Below are 23266 nucleotides of genomic sequence, written 5' to 3'. Positions count from 1 at the left end.
GGTGAGGCGATTTTGCAACAGTCGGGGCTTGTGCCTATCGTCGTTGCAGAGTGTTCACCCCGCACGCCATCAGCAGGTCGGAGGTCGCTCGGAAATCGATCCGCGACAGTCGGCATGGTTGCACACTCGCCCGCGGCATCGCGCAATCCCGCTCAGCAAGCGAAAGGACGCCTATCCACGATCCCTGAAACGGTTGGTGATGGGATAGCGGCGGTCGCGGCCAAAATTCTTCCTGGTGATCTTCACACCCGGCGCCGCCTGCCGGCGCTTGTATTCGGCGATGTAGAGCAAGTGCTCGATGCGCGTCACCGTCGCCCGGTCATGGCCGCGTGCGACGATGTCGTCGACGCCCATCTCGTTCTCGACCAGACATTCCAGAATATCGTCCAGCACCGGATAGGGCGGCAGCGAATCCTGGTCGGTCTGGTTCTCGCGCAGTTCGGCCGACGGCGCCTTGTCGATGATGTTCTTCGGGATCACCTCGCCCGAAGGCCCGAGCGCGCCCGGCGGCACATGGCTGTTGCGCCAGCGCGACAGCGCATAGACCTGCATCTTGTAAAGGTCCTTGATCGGATTGAAGCCGCCATTCATGTCGCCGTAGAGCGTGGCGTAACCGACCGACATCTCGCTCTTGTTGCCCGTGGTGACCACCATCGAGCCGAACTTGTTGGAGATCGCCATCAGGATGGTGCCGCGCGCGCGGCTCTGCAAATTCTCCTCGGTGATGCCTTCCTTGGTGCCTTCGAACAACTGCGTCAGCGTATGCAGAAATCCTTCGACCGGCTCGAAGATCGGCACAATGTCATAGCGGCAGCCGAGCGCACGGGCGCAGTCCTCGGCATCCCTCAGCGAGTCCTTCGAGGTGTAGCGATAAGGCATCATGATGGCACGCAGCCGCTCCTCGCCGAGCGCGTCGACCGCAAGGGCGGCACAGATCGCCGAATCGATGCCGCCGGACAGGCCAAGCACCACATTCTTGAAGCCGTTCTTGTTGACGTAGTCGCGCAGGCCGAGCATGCAGGCGCGGTAGTCGGCCTCCTCCTTGTCCGGGATTTTCGACATCGGTCCTTGCGAACAGATCCAGCCGTTATCAGTACGTTTCCAGGTGGTGACGTCGACCGCGTCCTCGAACTGGCTCATCTGGAAGGCGAGCGTCTTGTCCGCCCCGATGGCGAAGGAGGCGCCGTCGAAGATCAGCTCGTCCTGGCCGCCGAGCTGGTTGGCATAGATCATCGGCAAGCCGCATTCGATGACTTGCTTGATGACGACCTGGTGGCGAACGTCGATCTTGGCGCGATAGTAAGGCGAACCGTTCGGCACCAGCAGGATTTCCGCGCCGCTTTCGGCCAGCGTCTCGCAGATGCCGACTTCGCCCCAGATGTCCTCGCAGATCGGTATGCCGATGCGCACGCCACGGAAGTTGACCGGCCCCTGGACCTCGGGTCCAGCCTGGAAGACGCGCTTCTCATCGAACTCGCCGTAGTTCGGCAGGTCGAGCTTGTAGCGTTCGGCGATGATCTTGCCGCCATCGGCGAAGACGATGGAATTATGCGTGCCGCTCTTGCGCTTCAGCGGTGTGCCGATGATGACGCCAGGACCGCCATCGGCGGTATCGGCTGCAAAGTCCTCGGCGGCGCGCTCGCATGCCCTGAGGAAGGCCGGCTTCAGCACCAGATCCTCCGGCGGATAGCCTGCAAGGAAAAGCTCGGTGTAGAGCACGAGATCGGCGCCCTGGCGGGCGGCATCCGCCCTCGCCTCGCGCGCCTTGGCGAGATTGCCGGCGACGTCGCCGACGGTCGGGTTGAGCTGGGCGATGGCGATACGCAGTATGTCGAGCTTCCTGATCATGCTGCTGACTTAGCGCGGCAGAATTCACCTCGCAATGGCGTTCGCTTGGACCAATTCAGACCGTCAATCGTCGCCCATATAGTCGCGCAAGGATTGCGGAGAGTGGTTTTCGCCGATCGACATCGCCAGGATACGCGAGATGTGCCGGCGCGGCAGGCCCGTGTCGGCCACCCATCGGTTGATCTGGACCTGGATCTTGTCGAGGTCCTTCTTCGATGTCGGATTTTCGGCGATGTCGAGGCCTGCGTCGCGAAGGGCGGCGGCCATATCGGCCGAAATGACGAAAGCATCCCAGCCCAGCCAGCGCAGCAAATACTGGCCGGTGTTGCCGCCGAGCCGGCTGCCATGCTTGCCCAGATAGGCCATCAGCCCGACCTGATCATTGGCGGGCCATTCGGCGAGAAAATTGCCGAAGCCGCCATGTTCCCTGGACACGCGTTCGACGAAAGCGGCGTTGTCGCGAACGGATTTGATCTTTTGCGGATTGCGCACGATGCGTTGATCCGACGCCAGGTCGTGCCAGAAATCGTCAGGCTGGAACAACAGCCGCTTGGGCTCGAAGCGTAGGAACGCCTCTTCGAATCCAGGCCATTTCTGCTCGATGACCCGCCAGACGAAGCCGGCCGCAAAGACCCGCTCGGCCATCGTCGAGAGGATACGGTCATCGGTGATGTCGGCCACCGCCGCATTGTCGGGCATCGGCCCCAACAGGGAGGTCAGTTCCGCCTCACCGCCCTTGCGATTTGCCGCGCGAGCGCGAATTTTCTTGAAGTCGGCCATCGGTCCCCCTCGGTTCGCTTCAATCTAGCACTTCCCGCCCGGGCCGGCAGCCTCTACCTCTAGCGCAGCAAAGCGCTTGGAGACGGCCATGAATAAGACGATCGACGATCTGGCGAACCGCTGGCTGAGGCGAAAACCGGATGGGCTGAGCCAGCTCGAAAGCCGGGTGCTGCAAAGCACCATCGAGCGTACCACCATCACCAGGGACACCAACAAGGCCGTCGCCTTCCACCAGACTTTTGGTGACCGCCTTGCCGATACGATCGCCCGCATCGGCGGCTCGTGGTCCTTCATCCTGACCTTTGTCGCCTTCCTGATCGTCTGGACATCAGGCAATGTCTGGCTGTTGTCGCGCGATGCGTTCGACCCCTACCCCTTCATCTTCCTCAACCTGGTGCTCTCTATGGTCGCCGCCTTGCAGGCGCCGGTGATCATGATGGCGCAGAACCGCCAGACCGAACGCGACCGCATCGATGCCGCCCACGACTACGAGGTCAATCTGAAAGCCGAGATCGAGATCATGGCGCTGCATGAGAAAATGGATGAGCTGCGCCACAGCCAGATCATCGGCATGCGCGACGAGATCGTGCGGCTGGCGGAAGTGGTCAAGCGGATCGATGAAAGACTGTCGCAACAGTCGGCGTCATGACCGAGACGATCCACCATTTCATCGAACAATACGGGTTGCTGGCGGTTTTTCTCGGTTGCGTGGCCGAAGGCGAAAGTGCCGCGATCCTGGGCGGCTTCTTCGCTCACCAGCATGTCTTCGTGCTGTGGCATGCCTTTGTCGCGGCGGCGCTGGGCGCCTTCGCCGGCGACACCTTCTTCTTCATCCTCGGCAGGAGTTTCGCCGATAATCGCCATGTCGTGAAACTGCGCCGGCGGCCAGGCTTTCGCCGCGCCTACCGCCTGCTCAACACCCATCCCAACATCTTCGTGCTGTCGAACCGCTACGTCTACGGCATGCGCCTGGTCGGCGGCGTCGCGGCCGGCCTTTCGACCATAGCGGCGCCGCGCTTCGTCGTTCTCAACGCCATTTCATCGGTGATCTGGGCGGTGCTGTTCAGTTCGATCGGCTATATCTTCGGATTGGGAGCCGAACAGTTGATTGGCGAGGCGCTGATGCGCCACGAGCGGCTGTTCGTCGGGCTTGGTATCGGTCTTGCCGTGGCCGTGCTTGCCTGGCTTGTCGCCCGCCACATCGCCAAGCGGGAGCGCGACCGGGAGCAGTGAACCGGTTCTCTCCTCGCGAGGAAAATCAGATGGAAGCGCCGGTGATCCGCTCGATGAGAGCGATACTCCAGACGCCGGCAACGATCACGACCGAAATCAGCACCGCCAGCGAGCCGCAGTCCTTGGCCAGCTGGATATCGACATTGAATTCGCGGCTGAACGCATCGCAGGCCGCCTCGATGCCGGTGTTCAGCACCTCCACCATGATCAGCATCAGCACCGCACCGATGAGCAAGGCGTAACCGCGCCAGGAGACCGAGACGAACCATCCGGCCGGCAAAGCCAGCACCAGCAGCATCAGTTCCTGCTGGAAAGCCTTCTCGCTGACCGCAAGCTTGCGAAATGCCCGCACCGAATTGATAAAAGCATCGATCAGCCGCTGCATGCCAAGGCCCCTCTCGGAATCACCGGCCCGGGATAAAGCAATGCCCCGATCAATGGAATAAGGCTGATCGCCCAAAATTCATTTGCCCGACAGTACCTTGATCGACGGCGTCGACATTTCAAACTGGGGCAGCCCGTCGTCGATCGAATAGTAGTCGCCTTTGTCGCCGACGAAGATATGGCATTCGCCCTTGAGCTCTGTCGGCGTGTCGAACGATCCCGCCAGGACCGAGATATAAGCGTCGTCCCGTGGCTTCCAGAACAGCAGCGAGCCGCATGTCTTGCAAAAGCCGCGCTTGGCAAAGGAAGAAGCCTCGTACCAGGTGATGCTTTCCGTGCCGTCGATCACGATGTCGGGGTCGGCGACATTGGTCGCGGCATAGAAATGCCCGCTCTGTTTGCGGCATTGCGAACAATGGCAGTAGACAACCCCACGCAGCGCGCCACTCGTGCGGAAGCGGACCGCTCCGCACAGACATGATCCCTGGTGGTTGTCGCTCATTTCGGCACTCCTTGAAGAAAACTCGTCCAGCATCACTGTCAGGATTCCAGCTTCGCCGTGATTACGCGCAAGCAAATACGACATCGACTGGCGTGACGAATTCGAAATTCAGTTTCATTTGCGGCAGCACACCGCGGAATTTGGAATTCAAGACCACCAAACTGAGTGCTGTCCCGCGATGGCAATGCAAAACTTTACGCGCGTACAGCGACACGTAGAGAAAATCTGTGGAAGTCGTGCGAATTAAGGAAACTTTAGCGCTGACGCAACTATGATCTCACAAGCGAAGGGTGCGGATGGGGCCGCGCCTCTTCGCAAGTTGTTCTGGAGCATTGGGTAGCGCTCCCCAGGTCGGCGATCAAGGGAACCCGCGAATTCTGCGTCGGGATCCGAGGGGAAGAGTGAATCAGACATGCAGCCGGCAGCAGCCCCGACCGAACGAAGCACCGATATCGCAACCACCGTTGTCGCCACCATGCGCCAGCTTGGCGTACTCGGTGTGCCACGCAACTACGAGATTTTCTATGAGGCCTTGAGCGGTACCAACCGCGAGCTCAGCCTCGCCGTCGTATCGCTGAGCAACCGGCCGACGCAGGACGAGATCGACCAGATCGGGCGCACCTTCTTCGCCCATAACCATGGCCCTGGCATCGTCGAGCATGCCAGAGACATCATCGCCCGAGAACTCGAGGAGGTCGCGTCGCTCCTGCGCAGCGAGCGCAGCCACATCGAAAAATACGGCAGAATCCTCGATGAGACATCGAGCGGCCTGAGCAACCGCAGCCTTCTCTCCCAGGATCTTCTGCAAAAGATCGCCAACGCAATGACGACGGCGACCAATTCGACGATCGATCACGGCCGGCAGATCGCCTCGACGCTCAGCGACAAGACGGCAGAGCTCGAGAGCGTCAAGTCGAAGCTCGAGGAATACAAGCGGCTGGCCGACACGGATCCTTTGACCCATATCTGGAACCGCCGCGCCTTCGACAAGGAAATCACCAGGATCTACAACAGCACCAAAGGTATCCTGTTCAATGCCCTGGTTCTTGTCGACATCGATCGGTTCAAGGACATCAACGACCGCTACGGCCATCCTGTCGGCGACAAGATCATCCAGATCATCGCCGAGATTTTCCAGACCAGCATTCGCGGCGACATGTTCGTCGCCCGCACCGGCGGCGAGGAATTCGCGCTGATCATCGAGGGCGCCAGCGAAGACGCAACCTACGAGATCGCGGAACGCATTCGCGCCCTGATCGAGCAGACGCCATTCACCAGCAGCCAGACCGGAATGAATTACGGCACCGTGACGGTATCGATGGGCATCTGCATGGCGTCCGAGGCCGAAGGCCCCGAAGATCTCTACACCAAGGCGGATCGCGCGCTCTATCGCTCGAAAGTCGGTGGCCGCAACCGCATTACCAGGCATTCGGCCATGGCAGGGCGCACCGGCAAGAGCTGGCTGCTCTACAAGCAAGACTGAAGCCTTTGCTTTTTTCGGGTCGCGCCAGCGCGGTCGAAGGAACAAACAAAAAAGCTGAAAATGGAAAAGGCGCCGGGTTTCTCAGACGCCTTTCCTTTATCGATCCAATTGGCCAGGCTCAGCCGTTCGCGACTTGCCTGTGCTGCACCGGGTGGCTCTTCTTCAACAAGTCCGAGACCAGGAAGGCCAGTTCGATCGCCTGGTCGGCGTTGAGGCGCGGATCGCAATGGGTGTGGTAGCGGTCCTGCAACTCCTCGGCGGTGATGGCACGCGCGCCACCGGTGCATTCGGTGACGTTCTTGCCGGTCATCTCGACATGGATGCCGCCCGGATGGGTGCCTTCGGCGCGGTGCACCTCGAAAAAGGTCTGCACCTCCTTCAGGATGCGGTCGAAGGGCCGTGTCTTGTAGCCGGCCGCTTCGATCGTGTTGCCATGCATCGGATCCGACGACCAGACCACGCTGCGGCCTTCCTTCTGCACCGCGCGCACCAGCTTCGGCAGATGGTCGGCAACCTTGTCCGAACCGAAGCGGGCGATCAGTGTCAACCGCCCCGGCTCGTTCTCGGGGTTCAGCAGGTCGATCAGTTCCAGCAGGCCGTCCGGCGTCAGCGACGGACCGCATTTCAGGCCGAGCGGGTTCTTGATGCCGCGGCAATATTCGACATGCGCGTGGTCGGGCTGGCGCGTGCGGTCGCCGATCCAGATCATATGGCCCGACGTGGCGTACCAGTCGCCGGAGGTCGAATCGACACGGGTCAGCGCCTCCTCGTAGCCGAGCAGTAGCGCCTCGTGGCTGGTGTAGAAGTCGGTTTCGCGCAGCGCGAAATTGGTTTCGGACGTAATGCCGACCGCGCGCATGAAATCCATCGTCTCGGTGATGCGGTTGGCGAGCGACTCGTATTTTTCGCCCTGCGGGCTATCGGAGACGAAACCGAGCATCCAGCTATGCACATTCTCCAGGTTGGCATAGCCGCCTTGCGCGAAGGCGCGCAAAAGGTTGAGCGTCGCCGCCGACTGGCGATAGGCCATTTCCTGGCGCGCCGGATCGGGAATACGCGACTTGGCGTCGAACTCGATGCCGTTGATGATGTCGCCGCGGTAGCTCGGCAGCGTCACGCCGCCCTTGGTCTCGTTGTCGGACGAGCGCGGCTTGGCGAATTGGCCGGCGACGCGGCCAACCTTCACCACCGGCTGGGCACCGGCAAAGGTCAGCACGACCGACATCTGCAGGAAGACGCGGAAGAAGTCGCGGATGTTGTCCGCGCCATGTTCGGCAAAACTCTCGGCGCAGTCGCCGCCCTGGAGCAGGAAGGCGTCACCGGCAGCGACAGCCGCGAGCTGCTTCTTCAGCTTGCGCGCCTCGCCGGCGAAGACCAGCGGCGGAAAGGTGGCGAGTTGGGCTTCCGTGTTCTTCAGCGCGGCAAGATCCGGATAAGCGGGAACCTGCTTGATCGGCTTTGCTCTCCACGAATTCGGCGACCATTTCGTCATCGCTGCACCCAACGCTCTTTCCGGCGAACACCCTTGCCCGCCATTTCAGCCCCTAAATGGGGTGGCGGCTCCATACACGAAGCCGATTTCCTATTCTAGACCGGAATTTCGGTGCTGGCGAATGGCCTGGCGCCTCCAGCATGGCCCGGAAGGCGAGATCAGGCCGCCTTCTCCACCAACTTCGCCAGTTGCGTCATGACGATAGCTGAGCCCGCCAGGCGCTTCTCCGCCGTCGGCCAGTCACGGATGAAGACCACGCTATGGTCGGCCCGGATCTTGGCCAGCGAACCCTGTTCGCCAATATACTTGACCAGTCCGACCGGGTTCGAAAACTCGCGCTTGCGGAAATGGATGACGACGCCCTTCGGCCCGGCGTCGAGCTTCTCGACATTGGCCTTGCGGCAGAGCGCTTTGATGAAGACGATCTTGAGGAGATGCTTCACCTCGTCCGGCAGCGGTCCGAAACGGTCGATTAGCTCGGCGCCGAAGGCGTCGATCTCCTCGGTGGTTTCGAGATCGCCGAGACGGCGATAAAGTGCCAGCCTGAGCTGCAGGTCCGGCACGTAGCCTTCCGGGATCATCACGGCGGTGCCGACAGCAATCTGCGGCGACCAGCCGCCATCCTGGACCTCGCCGGTGTCCTTCACCTCGGCCACCGCTTCCTCCAGCATCTGTTGGTAGAGCTCGAAGCCGACCTCCTTGATATGCCCGGACTGTTCTTCTCCGAGAAGATTGCCGGCGCCCCTGATGTCGAGGTCATGGCTGGCGAGTTGGAAGCCGGCGCCGAGCGTATCGAGCGATTGCAGCACCTTCAGCCGGCGCTCGGCCGTGTCGGTCAGCTTGCGGTTGGCCGGCAGGGTGAACAGCGCATAGGCGCGCACCTTCGAGCGCCCGACGCGGCCGCGCAGCTGGTAGAGCTGCGACAGGCCGAACATGTCGGCGCGGTGGATGATCAGCGTGTTGGCGGTCGGGATGTCGAGACCGGATTCGACGATGGTGGTCGACAGAAGCACATCGTACTGGCCGTCGTAGAAGGCGTTCATGATGTCATCGAGTTCGCCCGGCGGCATCTGCCCATGGGCCACGGCGACTTTCAGCTCAGGCACGGATTCTCTCAGGAAATCATGGATTTCCGAGAGATCGCTGATACGAGGCACGACATAGAACGAGTGCCCGCCACGATAACGCTCACGAAGCAGCGTCTCGCGGATCACCAAGGGATCGAACGGCGAGATGAAGGTGCGCACCGCCATGCGGTCGACCGGCGGCGTGGCGATCAGCGACAATTCCCGCACGCCGGTCAGGGCCAGTTGCAGCGTGCGCGGAATTGGCGTCGCCGACAGCGTCAGCACGTGGACGTCGGTCTTCAGGTCCTTCAGCCTTTCCTTGTGCTTGACGCCGAAATGCTGCTCCTCGTCGATGATCAGCAGGCCGAGATTCTTGAACGAGATCGCGGCGCCCAGCAGCGCATGGGTACCGACGACGATGTCGACCTGCCCTTCGGCAATGCTCTTCTTGGTCTCAGCCAGGTCCTTGGCACCGACCAGCCGCGAGGCCTGGGCGACACGGATGGGAAGCCCTGAGAAACGCTGCGAGAATGTCTTGAAATGCTGGCGCGACAACAGTGTCGTGGGCACCACCACCGCGACCTGAAACCCTTCCATCGCCGCGATGAAGGCGGCGCGCAGCGCCACTTCGGTCTTGCCGAAGCCGACGTCGCCACAGATCAGCCTGTCCATCGGCTTGCCCGCGCCAAGGTCGTCGCGCACCGTGTCGATCGCCGTCTGCTGGTCGTCGGTTTCCTCGTAAGGGAAGCGGGCGGCAAACTCGTCATAGAGGCCTTCGGCTGGCACCAGCGGCGGTGCGGCGCGCATCTGCCGCTCGGCGGCGATGCGGATCAGCTGTCCGGCCATGTCGAGCAGGCGCCGTTTCAGCTTGGCTTTGCGCGACTGCCAGGCGCCGCCGCCGAGCTTGTCCAGCGTTGCCTCGGCTGTGTCGGAGCCATAGCGCGACAGCAGCTCGATGTTTTCCACCGGCAGGAACAGCCGGTCGTCGCCGGCATAGTGGATTTCCAGGCAGTCATGCGGCGCGCCGACCGCTTCGATGGTGCGCAGGCCGATAAAACGGCCAATGCCATGGTCGGTATGGACGACAATGTCACCGGCCGACAGCGCCGAGGCCTCCGCAATGAAATCGGAAGCACGCTTCTTGCGCTTCGAGCGGCGGATCAGCCGGTCGCCCAGAATGTCCTGTTCGGCGACAACGACCAGCTTTTCAGTCTCAAAACCGGATTCCAGTGGCAAAACCGCCAATGCCGCCTGTCCGGGCTCGAGCTGTTCCGCCTGCGCCAGCGTCTCGACCTGTTTGAGATTGCCGAGATGGTGCTCGGCCAGGATCTGGCCAAGCCGGTCGAGCGAGCCTTCCGTCCAGCCGGCAATGACAACCCGGCGGCGCGCCGCGCGCTCGTCGGCTATGTGCCGGACGACGACATCGAAGACATTGACGTTCGGATCGGCTCGCTCCTCGACGAAGCTGCGACCATGGCGCGAGCCGGCGTGGAAGACTTTCTTACCCCCAACGTCGGGCGCATCGAACACGGTAAAGTCGATGTCCTCGCGCTCGCCAAGCGAAGCCTTGAGATTCTCCGGCGAGAGATAGAGCAGGTCCGGCGCAACAGGCTTGTAGGGCACCGCATCCCTGAGCGCCCCTTCAGCCTGCTTTTTGCGCGCCTCGTAGTGGTCGAGGATCAGCGTATGGCGTTCGGCAAGCGCCTCATGCGCCAGATGGTCGAAAACCACAGGTGCGTCGGGCAGGTAGTCGAAAACCGTCTCCAGCCGCTCGTAGAAGAACGGCAGCCAATGCTCCATGCCGGCGAAGCGCCGCCCTTCGCTGACCGCCGCGTAGAGCCCGTCGTCACGCGATGGCGCGCCAAAGGCTTCGATATAGGCGCGGCGGAAGCGGCTGATGGTGTCGGGCGTCAGCGCCACTTCGCTCATCGCCTGCAGCGCCATCGACTTGCGCTGGCCGGTGGTGCGCTGCGTGGCGGCGTCGAAGACGCGGATCGATTCCAGCGTGTCGCCGAAGAAATCGAGCCTCAGCGCCTCGGTCCAGCCGGGTGCGAAGAGGTCGAGAATGCCGCCGCGCACCGCGAATTCGCCGATGCCGCGCACGGTCGGCACCCGCTCGAATCCCGACGTCTCCAGCCGCGCGATCAGCGCATTCATGTCAATCTGGTTGCCGGGTCTGGCGTGGAAGGTCTGCGCCTCGACAAGCTCAGCAGGCGGGATGCGCTGCAGTAGCGCATTGGCGGTGGTGAGAATGACGGCACGGTGCGGTTTCTTCGCCAGCGCGATCATGGCGGTCAGCGCATCGAGGCGCTTGGCGGCGGCATCGGAACCGGGCGACACACGGTCGTATGGCAGGCAGTCCCAGGCAGGCAGCTCCAGCACAGGCAGGCCGGGCGCGACGAAGGACAGCGCCTCGACGATGGAAGGCAGGCGCTGACCGTCGCGGGCCACGAACAACACCGGCTTGTCGGGTGCGATCTCGAGCGCCGTCTGTACCAGCGCGAAGGCCTCGTAGCCGTCGGCGACACCGTCGACGATGAACTGGCCGGCGCGGCCCTTCGGCAAGCCAATGGTGGGAATGAGAGCCATCAAATCACGGTCTTGTTTATCGCAATTCCGGACGGAAAACCGCTTCGCACTTTTCCTGGAATTGCTTTTGTTCAGAATGTCATGGTCCGGCGGGACGCCAGGATTTTTTGCAGGACGGCACAATCGATCTCCGCCGGCACCGGGCGTTCGCCCGTGACCAGCGGCAGGAAATCTGTGTCGACAATATCGAGGAGCCTCTCATATTGGTCGATTTCCTCGGCGGTCAAGGTGCCGATCTCGGCATCGGCGAAGGTGCCGAGGATGAGGTCCATCTCGCGCATGCCGCGATGCCAGGAACGGAACAACAGCTTGCGGCGGTGGGCGTCCAGCCCCTCGCTTGATCGTTTCGTTCCGGTCATTGTGCCGCATCCTCGCTTCAAGCGGCGCATATAGCGTGGATAGTGGGCGGTGTCAGCCTTGCGCTGCGGCCGTCGCGACATAAGCTGACATCATGCGTCCTTCCATCCTCGATCCCCTGTTTGTCCCGATCACCTCGCTTACCGGCGTCGGGCCGAAAGTTGGCGTGCTTATCGAGAAGGTCGTCGCGGCCGATCTCGGCGATCGCGCCGGGCGCGCCGGCGATCTCTTGTTCGTGCTGCCGCATACCGTCATCGACCGCCGCAGCCGGCCTGGCATCGCGCTTGCCGCGGAAGGCGCCATCGTGACGCTCGAGCTACGCATAGACCGCCACCAGCCGCCGCCGCGCGGCAACAGGTCGGTGCCCTACCGCGTATACGCCCATGACGATACCGGCGAAATCGGCCTGACCTTCTTCCATGCCCATGCCGCCTATCTCGAAAAAGCAATGCCGGTGGGCGAGCATGTCGTGGTGTCGGGCCGTATGGAATGGTTCAACGGACGCCCGACCATGGTCCATCCCGACCATATCGCACTCGCCAGCGAAGCCGAGAACCTGCCGCTGGTCGAGCCGGTCTATCCGCTGACGGCGGGGCTCTCCGGCAAGGTTTTGCGGCGTGCGATCGGCCAGGCGCTCGGCCGCCTGCCGGAACTGCCGGAATGGCAGGATGGTGCCTTCATGCGCCGTCAGAGCTTTCCGTCCTTCGGCGACGCGCTGACCCGTATCCACTATCCCGCCGATCCGATCGATGTCGCGGTCGAAGGGCCTGCATGGCGCCGCCTCGCCTATGATGAATTGCTTGCCGGCCAGGTCTCGCTGGCGCTGGTGCGGGCGAAGGTGCGACGCCTGTCAGGCCGCCCTCTCGTCGGCGATGGCCGCATTGTCGAGAAGCTGCGCACGGCCCTTCCCTATTCGCTTACTCCCTCGCAGGAATTCGCGCTCGCCGAAATCAACGCCGATCTCGCTGACCCCGAGCGCATGTTGCGGCTGTTGCAAGGCGACGTCGGCTCCGGCAAGACGGTGGTGGCGCTGCTTGCAATGGCACGCGCCGTAGAGGCCGGCGGCCAGGCGGCGCTGATGGCGCCGACCGAAATCCTGGCGCGCCAGCATCTGGCGACGATCACCCCGCTTGCCGCCCAGGTCGGGCTGCGCGTCTCTATCCTCACCGGCCGCGAAAAGGGCCGCGAGCGAGCCGAAACACTGGCTGGTCTTGCCAGCAGCGAGATCGATATCGTCGTCGGCACCCACGCGCTGTTTCAGGAAACTGTCAGCTTCCACGACCTAGTCCTGGCCGTCATCGATGAGCAGCATCGCTTCGGCGTTCATCAGCGGCTCGCCATCACCGCCAAGGGCGATGCGCCCGACATGCTGGTGATGACCGCGACTCCCATCCCGCGCACGCTGGTGCTGACCGCCTTCGGCGACATGGACGTGTCGAAGCTGACGGAAAAGCCGGCCGGCCGCCAGCCGATCCGCACCGTCACGCTGCCGCTCGAACGGCTCGACGAACTGGTCGGCCGCATGCTCGATGCCGTCGCGGATGGCCAAAAGATCTACTGGATCTGCCCGCTGGTCGAGGAATCCGAAGAGATAAAACTGATGTCGGCCGAGGATCGTTTCGCCTCGCTGAAACCAATGTTCGGCGATCGCATCGGCCTTGTCCATGGCCGCATGAAGGGTGCCGAGAAGGACGAGGCGATGCGCGCCTTCAAGCAGGGCGAGACGCGCATCCTGATCGCCACCACCGTCATCGAAGTCGGCGTCGACGTTCCCGACGCCACCATCATGGTCATCGAGCATGCCGAACGCTTCGGCCTCGCCCAGTTGCACCAGCTGCGCGGCCGGGTTGGGCGCGGCGACATCAAGTCATCCTGCGTGCTGCTCTACAAGGACCCGCTCGGCGAAACCGCCAAACGCCGGCTGTCGGTGATGCGCGAGACCGAGGACGGCTTCCTGATCGCCGAAGAGGACCTGAAATTGCGCGGCGAAGGCGAGTTGTTGGGTACCCGTCAGTCCGGCACGCCGGGGTTCCAGGTGGCGCGGATCGAGGCGCACGCCGACCTGCTGGAAGCCGCCCGAGACGACGCCAGGCTGATCCTGTCGCGCGACCCCGAACTGCAATCGGATCGCGGCGAGGCGCTGCGCCTCCTGCTCTACTTGTTCGGCCGCGACGAGGCCGTACGGCTCCTGCGCGCCGGATGAGGCCCTAGCGGCGGATTTGCCAGGGTTCCGTTGATCGGCTCACCGTTCAGCGTCACCAATTTCGTCTTCACCTCGGGCGCCACCAACCCGGCCGACACGATCAGCTTGGCGCCGTCCTCGATCGTCATGTCGAGCGGCACGATGTCCGACTTCAGAACATACATCAGGAAGCCGGTCGTCGGGTTCGGCGTGCACGGCATGAACACCGCGATCAGCGGATCGCCTTCCTGGTCGAGTTTCTGGTTGATCTCGGTTTCCTTTTCGCTGGCGACAAACACCAGCGACCACACGCCCTTGCGTGGATATTCGACCAGCCCGACCTGGCGGAACATGTCGCCCTTGTTTGACAGCACGGTCTCGAAAATCTGCTTCAGCGAGCCATAGATGCCGCGCACCAAGGGCATGCGGCCAAGCAGGCGCTCGCCAAAGCCGACGATGGCGCGGCCGACGATGTTGGCGGTCAGGAACCCGATCAGCGTGATCAGGATCAGCGCGACGATGAGCCCGAACCCCGGGACCGGGAACGGCAGATAGGTGTCGGGGCTGTAGCGCAACGGAATATAGGGTTTGACCCAGGAATCGACCCAGCCGATGAACGACCAGGCGATGTAAGCGGTGATCGCCAGCGGCGCGCAGACGACGAAGCCCGTGAGGAAATAGTTCCTCAGCCGGGTCATGCCGGAAGTCTTGGGAGCGTCTGACATGGTTCACCGGGGCGCGGGTTGCGGCTCGACACTAGTGAACCGGAAGACGCTTTGGAACTGCGAAGTTTTTAGAAGTTTTTAAAGGTCCTGTTATGCGGCTGCTTCCAGCGGCGCGATCTTCTCAAGTTCCGGCGCCAACTTCTTCGCCTCGGTCTCAAGCTCGTAAGCCTGCTGAAAATTCATCCAGAATTCAGGCGTGGTATTGAAAAACCTCGCCAGGCGAAGGGCCGTGTCGGGAGTCAGGCCGATCTCCTCCTTGACGATGCGTTCAATACGGGTGCGCGGAAGATTGAGCTTTTTCGCCAGCGCGCCTGCACTCATGCCGAGCGGGACGAGATATTCTTCACGCAGGAATTCTCCAGGATGAACTGGACGTGCGAACTTGAGCATAGTTCAGGAGTCCTCAAGGGTTCAGGGCAAGTGCCCGCTCAATGGTAATCGACGATCTCCACGTCTTCGGCGCCAGCAGCCGTCCATCTGAAGCAGATGCGCCACTGGTCGTTGATACGAATTGAATGTTGCCCAACGCGGCTCCCTTTCAGGGCTTCCAAATGATTTCCGGGCGGCGACCGAAGGTCATTCAGCTGGGCAGCGTTGGCAATCGCGCGAAGACGACGTTCGCCACGAGCAACCAAATCCGGCGGAAAGCCTTTTGGCGCCTTTCCTTCGGCAACCGCTTCGACCGCCTTACCTTTGAACGAAACGATCAAGAGGCGCCCTCTTGGTTGTATCATACATTGATACAGTGTGGCGCGCAAGTATCATCGATCGATACAAAGTTTGGCAGCGGCAAATTGGGAATCGCCGATAGCTATTCCACCGTCACCGATTTCGCCAGATTGCGCGGCTGATCGACGTCGGTGCCCATGAACACGGCGGCGAAATAGGCGAGCATCTGGATCGGCAGCGCGTAGATGATGGGCGAGATCATTTCCGGCACATCCGGAAGCACGATCGTCTCCATCGTCTTCACGCTCACCTGTGCCGCGCCCTTGGCGTCGGTGATCAGGATGATCTTGCCGCCGCGAGCCGCTACTTCCTGCATGTTGGACACGGTTTTCTCGAAGATGCGGTCGTGCGGCGCAATGACGATGACGGGCATGTTCTCGTCGATCAGCGCGATCGGCCCATGCTTCAACTCGCCCGCGGCATAGCCCTCGGCATGGATGTAGGAGATTTCCTTGAGTTTTAGCGCGCCTTCCATGGCCAGCGGGAAATTGGTGTCGCGGCCGAGATAGAGCACATCGGAGTAGCGCGATATCTCACGCGCGACCCGCTCGATCTGCTCTTCGAGCTTCAGCACCTGGTTGGCATAGCGCGGCGCTTCGGAGAGCTCCCGCACCAGGGTTTTCTCCTGCTCTTTCGAGATCGTGCCGCGTGCCACGCCCGCCCGCACCGCGAGCGAGGCCAGTACTGAGAGCTGGCAAGTAAAAGCCTTGGTCGAGGCGACGCCGATCTCGGGGCCGGCCAGCGTCGGCAGCACGACGTCGGATTCGCGCGCCATGGTCGATTCGCGCACGTTGACGACGGCGCCGATCTTCATGCCGGCCTTGCGGCAATAGCGCAGCGAAGCCAGCGTATCGGCGGTTTCGCCGGATTGCGAGATGAAGAAGGCGGCATCGTTGGCCGACAAAGGCATCTCGCGGTAACGGAATTCCGACGCGACATCGATATCGACCGGCAGCCGCGCATAGCGCTCGAACCAGTATTTGCCGATCAGGCCGGCGAGATAGGCAGTGCCGCAGGCCGAGATCGCCAGCCGGCCGATCCTTGCGAAATCGAACGGCAGATCGAGCGGTCTGGAGACGCCGGAGACGAAATCCACATAATGAGCCAGCGTGTGCGAAATCACCTCGGGCTGCTCATGGATCTCCTTCTCCATGAAATGGCGGCGGTTGCCCTTGTCGACCATGAAGCTGGTCGACAGCGACTGCTGGCGCTTGCGGTCGACCGTTTTGCCGTCGATGTCGAAGATGGCGACGCTGTCGCGGCGAACCACCGCCCAGTCGCCGTCCTCGAGATAAGTGATCGAATTGGTGAACGGTGCGAGCGCGATCGCGTCCGAGCCCAGGAACATCTCGCCATCGCCATGGCCGACGGCCAGAGGCGGACCGTTGCGGGCGCCAACGATCAGGTCCTCGTCGCCCTTGAACATGATCGCCAGCGCAAAAGCGCCTTCCAGCCGTTTCAGAGCCTTGTGCGCCGCCTCGACCGGATTCAGCCCCTTGGCGAGTTCGCGCGCCACCAGATGCGCCACGACTTCTGTGTCGGTCTGCGACGAGAAAGAATAACCGTCGCGGATCAGCTCGTCGCGCAGTTCGGCGAAATTCTCGATGATGCCGTTATGGACGATGGCGACGCCGTCGGAAAAATGCGGGTGCGCATTGGCCTCATTGGGCACGCCGTGGGTCGCCCAGCGCGTATGGCCGATACCGATCGTGCCGTCGAGCGGCTCATCCTTGAGCCGGCGTTCGAGGTTGACCAGCTTGCCCTCGGCACGGCGGCGACCGAGCTCGCCCTTCGCGATGGTTGCAACGCCTGCCGAGTCATAGCCGCGATATTCGAGCCGCTTCAGCGCATCGACGATGAGCGGCGCAACCTGCGAGCGGCCGACGATTCCAACAATACCGCACATGCAGACAGTCCCCGATTGCCCATGGAAAACCAGCGCAATTTAGGCGTGGCCGGCCTGCCGCGAAAATCACATTGCATTTCGTCCGGTGTAACGGACGCTTGCGCACGCATGCACTATGACACACCGCTCTTGCAATCCGGTTACTGCAATCGTTCGGTTTTTCGATTGCTCCAACAAGAAAGCAGATCTGTCGACCAATCGCTAATGGTCGGCGCCGGCCGCCTTCTTCTTTGCCGCCGCCGCGGAAGCAAGCCGTTCGCGCAGTTCCTTCCCCTTGCCGGGGATCGTTTTCTGGCGAGCTCGGCCGAAGGCCAGCGCTTGGTCGGGTACGCTTTCGGTGATGACACTGCCCGAGGCGATATACCCGCCACTACCGATGGTGATTGGCGCCACGAGCGAGGAATTGGAGCCGATGAAGGCGCCCTCGCCGATGTCGGTGAAGAATTTCGAATAGCCGTCGTAGTTGCAGGTGATGGTGCCGGCGCCGATATTGGCCCTGGCGCCGACGCGCGCGTCGCCAATATAGGTCAGGTGATTGACCTTGGCGCCCTCCTCGATAACGGCCTGCTTGACCTCGCAGAAATTGCCGACCTTGGACTTCTGCTTGAGATCGGCGCCCGGCCTCAGCCGCGCAAACGGCCCGACATCGCAATTGGACGCGATGGTTGCGCCTTCGATATGGCTGAACGCATGGATCTTGGCGCCGCCGGCGATTTTCACGCCAGGACCAAACCAGACATTCGGCTCGACAATGGTGTCGGCGCCGATTTCGGTGTCGTGCGAGAAATAAACGGTTTCCGGCGCGATCAGCGTCACGCCCGACAACATGGCCTCGTGCCGACGGCGTGCCTGCCAGACGGCCTCGGCCTGCGCTAGGTCGATGCGATTGTTGATGCCGAGCGCGCTTTCGAAGCTGGCTTCGGTGGCAACCACATCGAGGCCCTGGGCTCTGGCGATCTCGACAATGTCGGTTAGATAATACTCGCCCTTGGCATTCTTGTTGCCGACGGCGTCGAGCAGCTTCAGCGCATGCGCGCCGGCCACCGCCATCATGCCGGCATTGCAGAAACCAATCTTCCGTTCCTCCGCGCTGCAGTCCTTTTCCTCCCGGATGGCGGTCAGCTTGCCGCCTTTTTCGATCAGCCGGCCATAGCCGGTCGGATTGGGCGGACGGAAGCCGATAACCACGACAGCCGCACCTTCCGCGAGCCTAAACCGAGCTGCCATCAGCGCATCCGCGTCGATCAGCGGCGTGTCGCCGAACATCACCAGCACATCGTCATAACCCCTTGATATCGCTTCGCGAGCAGCCAAGACAGCATGCGCCGTTCCCAAGCGCTTTTCCTGCACGAAGGTCTCTGCCTTCGGCGCAAACTTCGCCGCCGCCTTGCGCATCTCATCCGCGCCATATCCGATGACCAGCGCCTGGCTGCTGGCGCCAGCGGCCTCGGCCGCCCTCACCACATGAGCCACCATCGGCAACCCCGCGATCTGGTGCAGCACCTTCGGCAGCGCGCTCTTCATGCGCGTACCTTCGCCGGCGGCGAGGATGACGGACAGGCAGGTTCTCTGGCTCATGGAAGGCAACCATAGGAAAAGGGTTGGGAATCAAGACAGGATAGCAGTGGCGCCATGCTGCACCAATGCGGTTAAATTCCGGTGAGATGCAGACGGAAGAGCAACTGACTTTTAATCAGCAGGCTTACCCCAGCCGCCCCAGCACCGGGAAGTTCTCCAGCAACCAGTAGGACACCGTCTGCACGCCGCCGGTGAGGAAAAAAACGCCGGCGACCACCAGCAGCGCGCCGATCGCCTTTTCAACGCGGCCAAGGTGGACGCGGAATTTGCCGAGGAAGCGCATGAAGGCGCCGGAGAACAGCGCGGCGATCAGGAACGGTATGCCGAGGCCGAGCGAATAGGCGGCGAGCAGCAACGCGCCCTCGCCCACGGTTTCGCGCCCGCCGGCCAGCGTCAGGATCGGTCCCAGGACCGGGCCGATGCAGGGCGTCCAGCCGAAGGCGAAGGCAAGGCCCATGACATAGGCGGCGACGGCGCTGGCCGGCTTGCCCTGCGACTGGAAGCGCGCCTCGCGTGACAACAGCGGAATGCGCAGAATGCCGAGGAAATTCAGGCCCATCAGGATGATCAGCACGCCGGCGCCCATCGCCAGGGGCTCCTGCCAGACGCGCAGCAGCCGGCCGATGGTCGAGGCGCCGGCACCGAGCGTGACGAACACGGTCGAGAAGCCGAGCACGAAGGCGATCGAGGAGTAAAGCAGCGCGCCGCGTGCGCCTTCCCGTGCCGTCACACCGGCATTGCCGCGGAAATCGTCGACCGAGACGCCGGCCATGTAGCAGAGATAGGGCGGCACCAGCGGCAGCACGCATGGCGACAGGAACGAGATGGCACCCGCCCCGACCGCGCTGACATAGCCGATGTCCAATGCCATTTCCGAAGCTCCGACTGTTTGGCGTTCGATATAGCGGCACGCGGGTTTGTCCGCCAATCACCATCGTGTGGCAAGTCATCGCGGGCGGGGAAGAAAGCATCCGCGCAGGACGTTGACACAACGAGGCCGCGATTTCCCGCGCGCCTTCGAATATCAGCCACGGAGATTTCCATGAAAACGATAACCGCAGCGCTGGCCGCGCTTCTGCTCAGCACCGCCGCCTCCTTTGCCGCAGAGGCGTGGAAGGAAGCCGAGGTCGGCGGCACCAAGATTTATACCGATGCCAAAGGCATGACGCTTTACACTTATGACAAGGACGAGAAGGGCAAGAGCAATTGCTACGACAAATGCGCCGCCAACTGGCCGGCGCTGAAGGCCAAGGCCGGCGCCAAGTCCGACAATGAATGGAGCGTTGTCGATCGCACCGACGGCACCAAGATGTGGGCCTATGACGGCAAGCCCGTCTACACCTTCATCAAGGACAAGAAGGCCGGCGACATGAGCGGTGATGGCGTCGCCGGTGTCTGGCACGTCGTCAAAGCCAACTAGGCCTGCCCCTGCTCTGCGCCTGCCGTCGGGCAAGCTGGTCGCCGCATTCCTCCACGCAGCCGGCGGCCAGCATCGATCGGCGGCATTGCCCGGCGAGGCATTGAACGGCTTTCCACGACTCGGCCGGAGTTTGAAGCGGTCGTTTTCCGCCGACTCGCGACCACCGTCGCCCTGACCGAAATTCTGTGATCTTCTCCATACACTCTAAGAGTGTATTGCTGCCGGCGCCCCCGCAATTTGGCTTCTTCCCCTTGACCGGATGCCAAAGCGCGGCCATGTGAGCGACGAACAGAACCGAGATTTCGTCGCGCGCAGCGGAATTCTTCTGCCGCATCACAGCTGATATGAGACCTCATGGACGTCGTCGTCGTCGAATCGCCGGCCAAGGCAAAGACAATCAACAAATATCTGGGCAGGAACTACAAGGTTCTGGCCTCGTTCGGCCATATCAGGGATTTGCCGGCCAAGGATGGCTCGGTGCGTCCGGACGAAGATTTTGCTATGTCCTGGGCGGTCGACACCGCGTCCGGCAAGCGTCTCGCCGACATCGCCAAGGCGGTCAAGGATGCCGACGGCCTGATCCTCGCCACCGACCCGGATCGCGAAGGTGAAGCGATCTCCTGGCATGTGCTGGAAGTGCTCAAGCAGAAGCGCGCGCTGAAGGACAAGCCGGTCAGCCGCGTCGTCTTCAACGCCATTACCAAATCGTCGGTGTTGGAGGCGATGGCCAATCCGCGCCAGATCGATGCGCCGCTGGTCGACGCTTATCTCGCCCGCCGCGCGTTGGATTACCTCGTCGGCTTCACGCTGTCGCCGGTGCTGTGGCGCAAATTGCCGGGCGCCCGTTCCGCCGGCCGCGTCCAGTCCGTGGCATTGCGTCTGGTCTGCGACCGCGAATCCGAGATCGAGCGCTTCATCCGCGAGGAATATTGGCAGATCGCTGCCATCCTCGGGACACCGCGCAACGAGACTTTCGAAGCCCGCCTGACCGCATTCGAGCGCAAGAAGCTGCAAAAGCTCGACATTTCCAACAAGGCGCAGGCCGACGACATAAAGGCGATGCTCGAGGGTGCTACCTTCAAGGCGCTGTCCGTCGAAGCCAAGCCGACCAGGCGCAACCCCGGTCCAGCCTTCACCACCTCGACGCTGCAGCAGGCCGCCTCATCGGGCCTCGGTTTCTCCGCCACGCGCACCATGCAGGTGGCGCAGCGGCTCTATGAGGGCATGGAGATCGGCGGCGAAACCACCGGCCTGATCACCTATATGCGAACCGACGGCGTGCAGATGGCGCCCGAGGCGATCGATGCCGCTCGCGATGCCATCGCAAAGGAATTCGGCCCGAAATACCTGCCGGAGAAGCCACGCCAGTACACCACCAAGGCCAAGAACGCCCAGGAAGCGCACGAAGCCATCCGCCCGACGGATTTCATGCGCACCCCGGCGTCGGTCAGGCAATATCTCGATGCCGACCAGATGCGGCTCTATGAGCTGATCTGGAAGCGCGCAATCGCCAGCCAGATGCAGTCGGCCGAGATCGAGCGCACCACTGTCGAGATCGAGGCGCTGAACGGCGCCCGTACCGCCGAACTTCGCGCCGTCGGCTCGGTCGTCCGTTTTGACGGCTTCATCGCCGCCTACACCGACCAGAAGGACGACGACGCCGAAGACGAGGAAAACCGCCGTCTGCCCGAAATCCGCGCCGGCGAGCAGCTTGCCCGCCGCGCGATCAATGCCACCCAGCACACCACCGAGCCGCCGCCACGTTATTCGGAGGCGTCGCTGATCAAGAAGCTGGAAGAGCTCGGCATCGGCCGTCCGTCGACCTACACGGCGATCCTGAAGACGCTCGAGGACCGCGACTATGTCACGATCGACAAGCGCCGGCTGGTGCCGCAGGCCAAGGGCCGCCTGCTGTCGGCCTTCCTGGAAAGCTTCTTCGAGCGCTATGTCGAGTACGACTTCACCGCATCGCTGGAGGAAAAGCTCGACGAGATCTCCGACGGCAAGCTCGCCTGGAAGGACGTGCTGCGCGATTTCTGGAAGGATTTTTCGGGCGCCGTCGCCGACATCAAGGAGCTGCGCGTCACCGATGTGCTCGATGCGCTGAACGAGGAACTGGCGCCGCTGGTTTTCCCCGCCCGCGAGGACGGCTCCAATCCGCGCATCTGCCCGAAATGCGGCACCGGTAATCTGTCGCTGAAGCTCGGCAAGTTCGGTGCTTTCGTCGGCTGCTCGAACTATCCGGAATGCTCCTTCACCCGCCAACTCGGCGACGCCGCCAATCCCAATGGCGAGAATGGCGGTGGCGAGGACGGCACCAGGGTGCTCGGCAAGGATCCTTACACGGCCGAGGAAATCACGCTGCGCTCGGGCCGCTTCGGCCCCTATATCCAGCGCGGCGACGGCAAGGAAGCCAAGCGCTCGAGCCTGCCCAAGGGCTGGACGCCTGAATCCATCGATCATGAGAAGGCGCTCGCCTTGCTGGGGCTGCCGCGCGACGTGGGCAAGCATCCCGAAAGCGGAAAGATGATCTCGGCCGGGCTCGGCCGCTACGGTCCGTTCGTGCTGCACGATGGCACCTATGCCAATCTCGACAGCATCGAGGACGTGTTCTCGATCGGCCTCAACCGTGCCGTCACCGTGATTGCCGAGAAGCAGTCGAAGGGCAAGGGCGGCCGCAACGGCGGCACACCGGCAGCCCTGAAGGAGCTCGGCGACCATCCGGACGGCGGCGGCAAGATCGTCGTGCGCGACGGCAAATACGGCCCTTACGTCAATTTCGGCAAGGTCAACGCCACGCTACCCAAGGGCAAGGATCCGCAATCGGTGACGATCGAGGATGCGCTGGCGCTGATTGCCGAGAAGGAAGCCAAGGGCGGCGGCGGCAAGAAACCGTTCCGCAAGGCTGCGGCGGCCAAGGCGCCCGCAGCCAAGAAAACGGCGGCCAAAAAGCCGGCTGCGAAGAAGCCGGCCGCAAAGAAGAAAGGATAG

Annotated in this window: 19 protein-coding genes; 6 read left to right on the top strand and 13 right to left on the bottom strand. The window is 62.5% G+C overall.

Translation table 11 applies throughout. The annotated features are described in order from the left end of the window. Positions 1–171: 171 nt before the first annotated feature. Positions 172–1848: an NAD+ synthase gene (locus LB536_RS03860; RefSeq protein ID WP_224590177.1), complete on the bottom strand. Its 1677-nt coding sequence runs from the start codon at positions 1846–1848 to the stop codon at positions 172–174. Between the two features lie 63 nt (positions 1849–1911). Next, positions 1912–2628: a DNA-3-methyladenine glycosylase I gene (locus LB536_RS03855; protein WP_224590176.1), complete on the bottom strand. Its 717-nt coding sequence runs from the start codon at positions 2626–2628 to the stop codon at positions 1912–1914. 88 nt (positions 2629–2716) lie between these two features. On the opposite strand from LB536_RS03855, the gene LB536_RS03850 reads away from it, so the two are divergent. Both LB536_RS03850 and LB536_RS03845 read left to right on the top strand, forming a co-directional pair. Then, complete coding sequence (locus LB536_RS03850) at positions 2717–3277, top strand: DUF1003 domain-containing protein (RefSeq protein ID WP_140808644.1); 561 nt, start codon at positions 2717–2719, stop codon at positions 3275–3277. Continuing rightward, complete coding sequence (locus LB536_RS03845; protein WP_224590175.1) at positions 3274–3861, top strand: DedA family protein; 588 nt, start codon at positions 3274–3276, stop codon at positions 3859–3861. The genes LB536_RS03850 and LB536_RS03845 overlap by 4 nt, the downstream gene beginning before the upstream one ends. A 25-nt stretch (positions 3862–3886) precedes the next feature. On the opposite strand, the gene LB536_RS03840 is transcribed toward LB536_RS03845, so the two are convergent. After that, positions 3887–4246: a diacylglycerol kinase gene (locus LB536_RS03840; protein ID WP_140808648.1), complete on the bottom strand. Its 360-nt coding sequence runs from the start codon at positions 4244–4246 to the stop codon at positions 3887–3889. A 78-nt stretch (positions 4247–4324) separates the two neighbouring features. After that, positions 4325–4747: a GFA family protein gene (locus LB536_RS03835; RefSeq protein ID WP_224590174.1), complete on the bottom strand. Its 423-nt coding sequence runs from the start codon at positions 4745–4747 to the stop codon at positions 4325–4327. Between the two features lie 412 nt (positions 4748–5159). Here LB536_RS03835 and LB536_RS03830 point away from each other — a divergent pair, with 412 nt between their 5' ends. After that, positions 5160–6230 carry a sensor domain-containing diguanylate cyclase gene (locus tag LB536_RS03830; protein WP_224590173.1) on the top strand — a complete coding sequence of 357 codons (1071 nt, stop codon included), beginning with the start codon at positions 5160–5162 and terminating at the stop codon, positions 6228–6230. Positions 6231–6348: 118 nt separating this feature from the next. Here the strand turns inward: LB536_RS03830 and LB536_RS03825 are convergent, their stop codons facing one another. The 3 genes from LB536_RS03825 to LB536_RS03815 all read right to left on the bottom strand — a co-directional run bounded on the left by LB536_RS03825 (position 6349) and on the right by LB536_RS03815 (position 11737). Continuing rightward, positions 6349–7722, bottom strand: coding sequence for a class II 3-deoxy-7-phosphoheptulonate synthase (locus tag LB536_RS03825; protein ID WP_140757582.1), 1374 nt, complete (start codon positions 7720–7722; stop codon positions 6349–6351). A 158-nt stretch (positions 7723–7880) separates the two neighbouring features. Then, positions 7881–11378 (bottom strand): transcription-repair coupling factor, encoded by a 3498-nt coding sequence (mfd, locus tag LB536_RS03820; protein WP_224590172.1) that lies wholly within the window; start codon positions 11376–11378, stop codon positions 7881–7883. Between the two features lie 71 nt (positions 11379–11449). Next, positions 11450–11737: a succinate dehydrogenase assembly factor 2 gene (locus LB536_RS03815; RefSeq protein WP_140757584.1), complete on the bottom strand. Its 288-nt coding sequence runs from the start codon at positions 11735–11737 to the stop codon at positions 11450–11452. A gap of 92 nt (positions 11738–11829) precedes the next feature. Here LB536_RS03815 and recG point away from each other — a divergent pair, with 92 nt between their 5' ends. Beyond that, positions 11830–13938: an ATP-dependent DNA helicase RecG gene (gene recG / locus LB536_RS03810; RefSeq protein ID WP_224590171.1), complete on the top strand. Its 2109-nt coding sequence runs from the start codon at positions 11830–11832 to the stop codon at positions 13936–13938. On the opposite strand, the gene LB536_RS03805 is transcribed toward recG, so the two are convergent. The 6 genes from LB536_RS03805 to LB536_RS03780 form a co-directional block, all read right to left on the bottom strand. Continuing rightward, positions 13890–14642, bottom strand: coding sequence for a DUF502 domain-containing protein (locus LB536_RS03805; RefSeq protein ID WP_224590170.1), 753 nt, complete (start codon positions 14640–14642; stop codon positions 13890–13892). The two genes, recG and LB536_RS03805, sit on opposite strands and share 49 nt — an antisense overlap. 90 nt (positions 14643–14732) lie before the next feature. Beyond that, on the bottom strand, positions 14733–15032 hold the full coding sequence (locus LB536_RS03800; protein ID WP_224590169.1) for a HigA family addiction module antitoxin: 300 nt from the start codon (positions 15030–15032) through the stop codon (positions 14733–14735). 38 nt (positions 15033–15070) lie between these two features. Next, positions 15071–15352 (bottom strand): type II toxin-antitoxin system RelE/ParE family toxin, encoded by a 282-nt coding sequence (locus LB536_RS03795; RefSeq protein ID WP_224590168.1) that lies wholly within the window; start codon positions 15350–15352, stop codon positions 15071–15073. A gap of 101 nt (positions 15353–15453) precedes the next feature. Next, a complete protein-coding gene (glmS, locus tag LB536_RS03790) occupies positions 15454–17277 on the bottom strand; it encodes a glutamine--fructose-6-phosphate transaminase (isomerizing) (RefSeq protein ID WP_224590167.1) in 1824 nt (607 codons plus the stop codon). A 201-nt stretch (positions 17278–17478) separates the two neighbouring features. Beyond that, a complete protein-coding gene (glmU, locus tag LB536_RS03785) occupies positions 17479–18855 on the bottom strand; it encodes a bifunctional UDP-N-acetylglucosamine diphosphorylase/glucosamine-1-phosphate N-acetyltransferase GlmU (RefSeq protein WP_224590166.1) in 1377 nt (458 codons plus the stop codon). 124 nt (positions 18856–18979) lie between these two features. Further along, entirely contained in the window at positions 18980–19726 is a 747-nt protein-coding gene (locus LB536_RS03780; protein WP_224563142.1) for a cytochrome c biogenesis CcdA family protein, read from the bottom strand. A 171-nt stretch (positions 19727–19897) separates the two neighbouring features. Here LB536_RS03780 and LB536_RS03775 point away from each other — a divergent pair, with 171 nt between their 5' ends. After that, entirely contained in the window at positions 19898–20275 is a 378-nt protein-coding gene (locus LB536_RS03775) for a hypothetical protein (RefSeq protein WP_140757591.1), read from the top strand. Between the two features lie 354 nt (positions 20276–20629). Continuing rightward, the gene (topA, locus tag LB536_RS03770; RefSeq protein WP_224590165.1) at positions 20630–23266 is read left to right on the top strand and encodes a type I DNA topoisomerase; all 2637 of its coding nucleotides are present in this window, start codon (positions 20630–20632) and stop codon (positions 23264–23266) included.

Source organism: Mesorhizobium sp. ES1-3 (assembly GCF_020164795.1).
Lineage (GTDB): Bacteria > Pseudomonadota > Alphaproteobacteria > Rhizobiales > Rhizobiaceae > Mesorhizobium.
The sequence above is the reverse complement of the archived record's forward strand: the minus strand, read 5'-3'. Positions and strand labels throughout refer to the sequence as shown.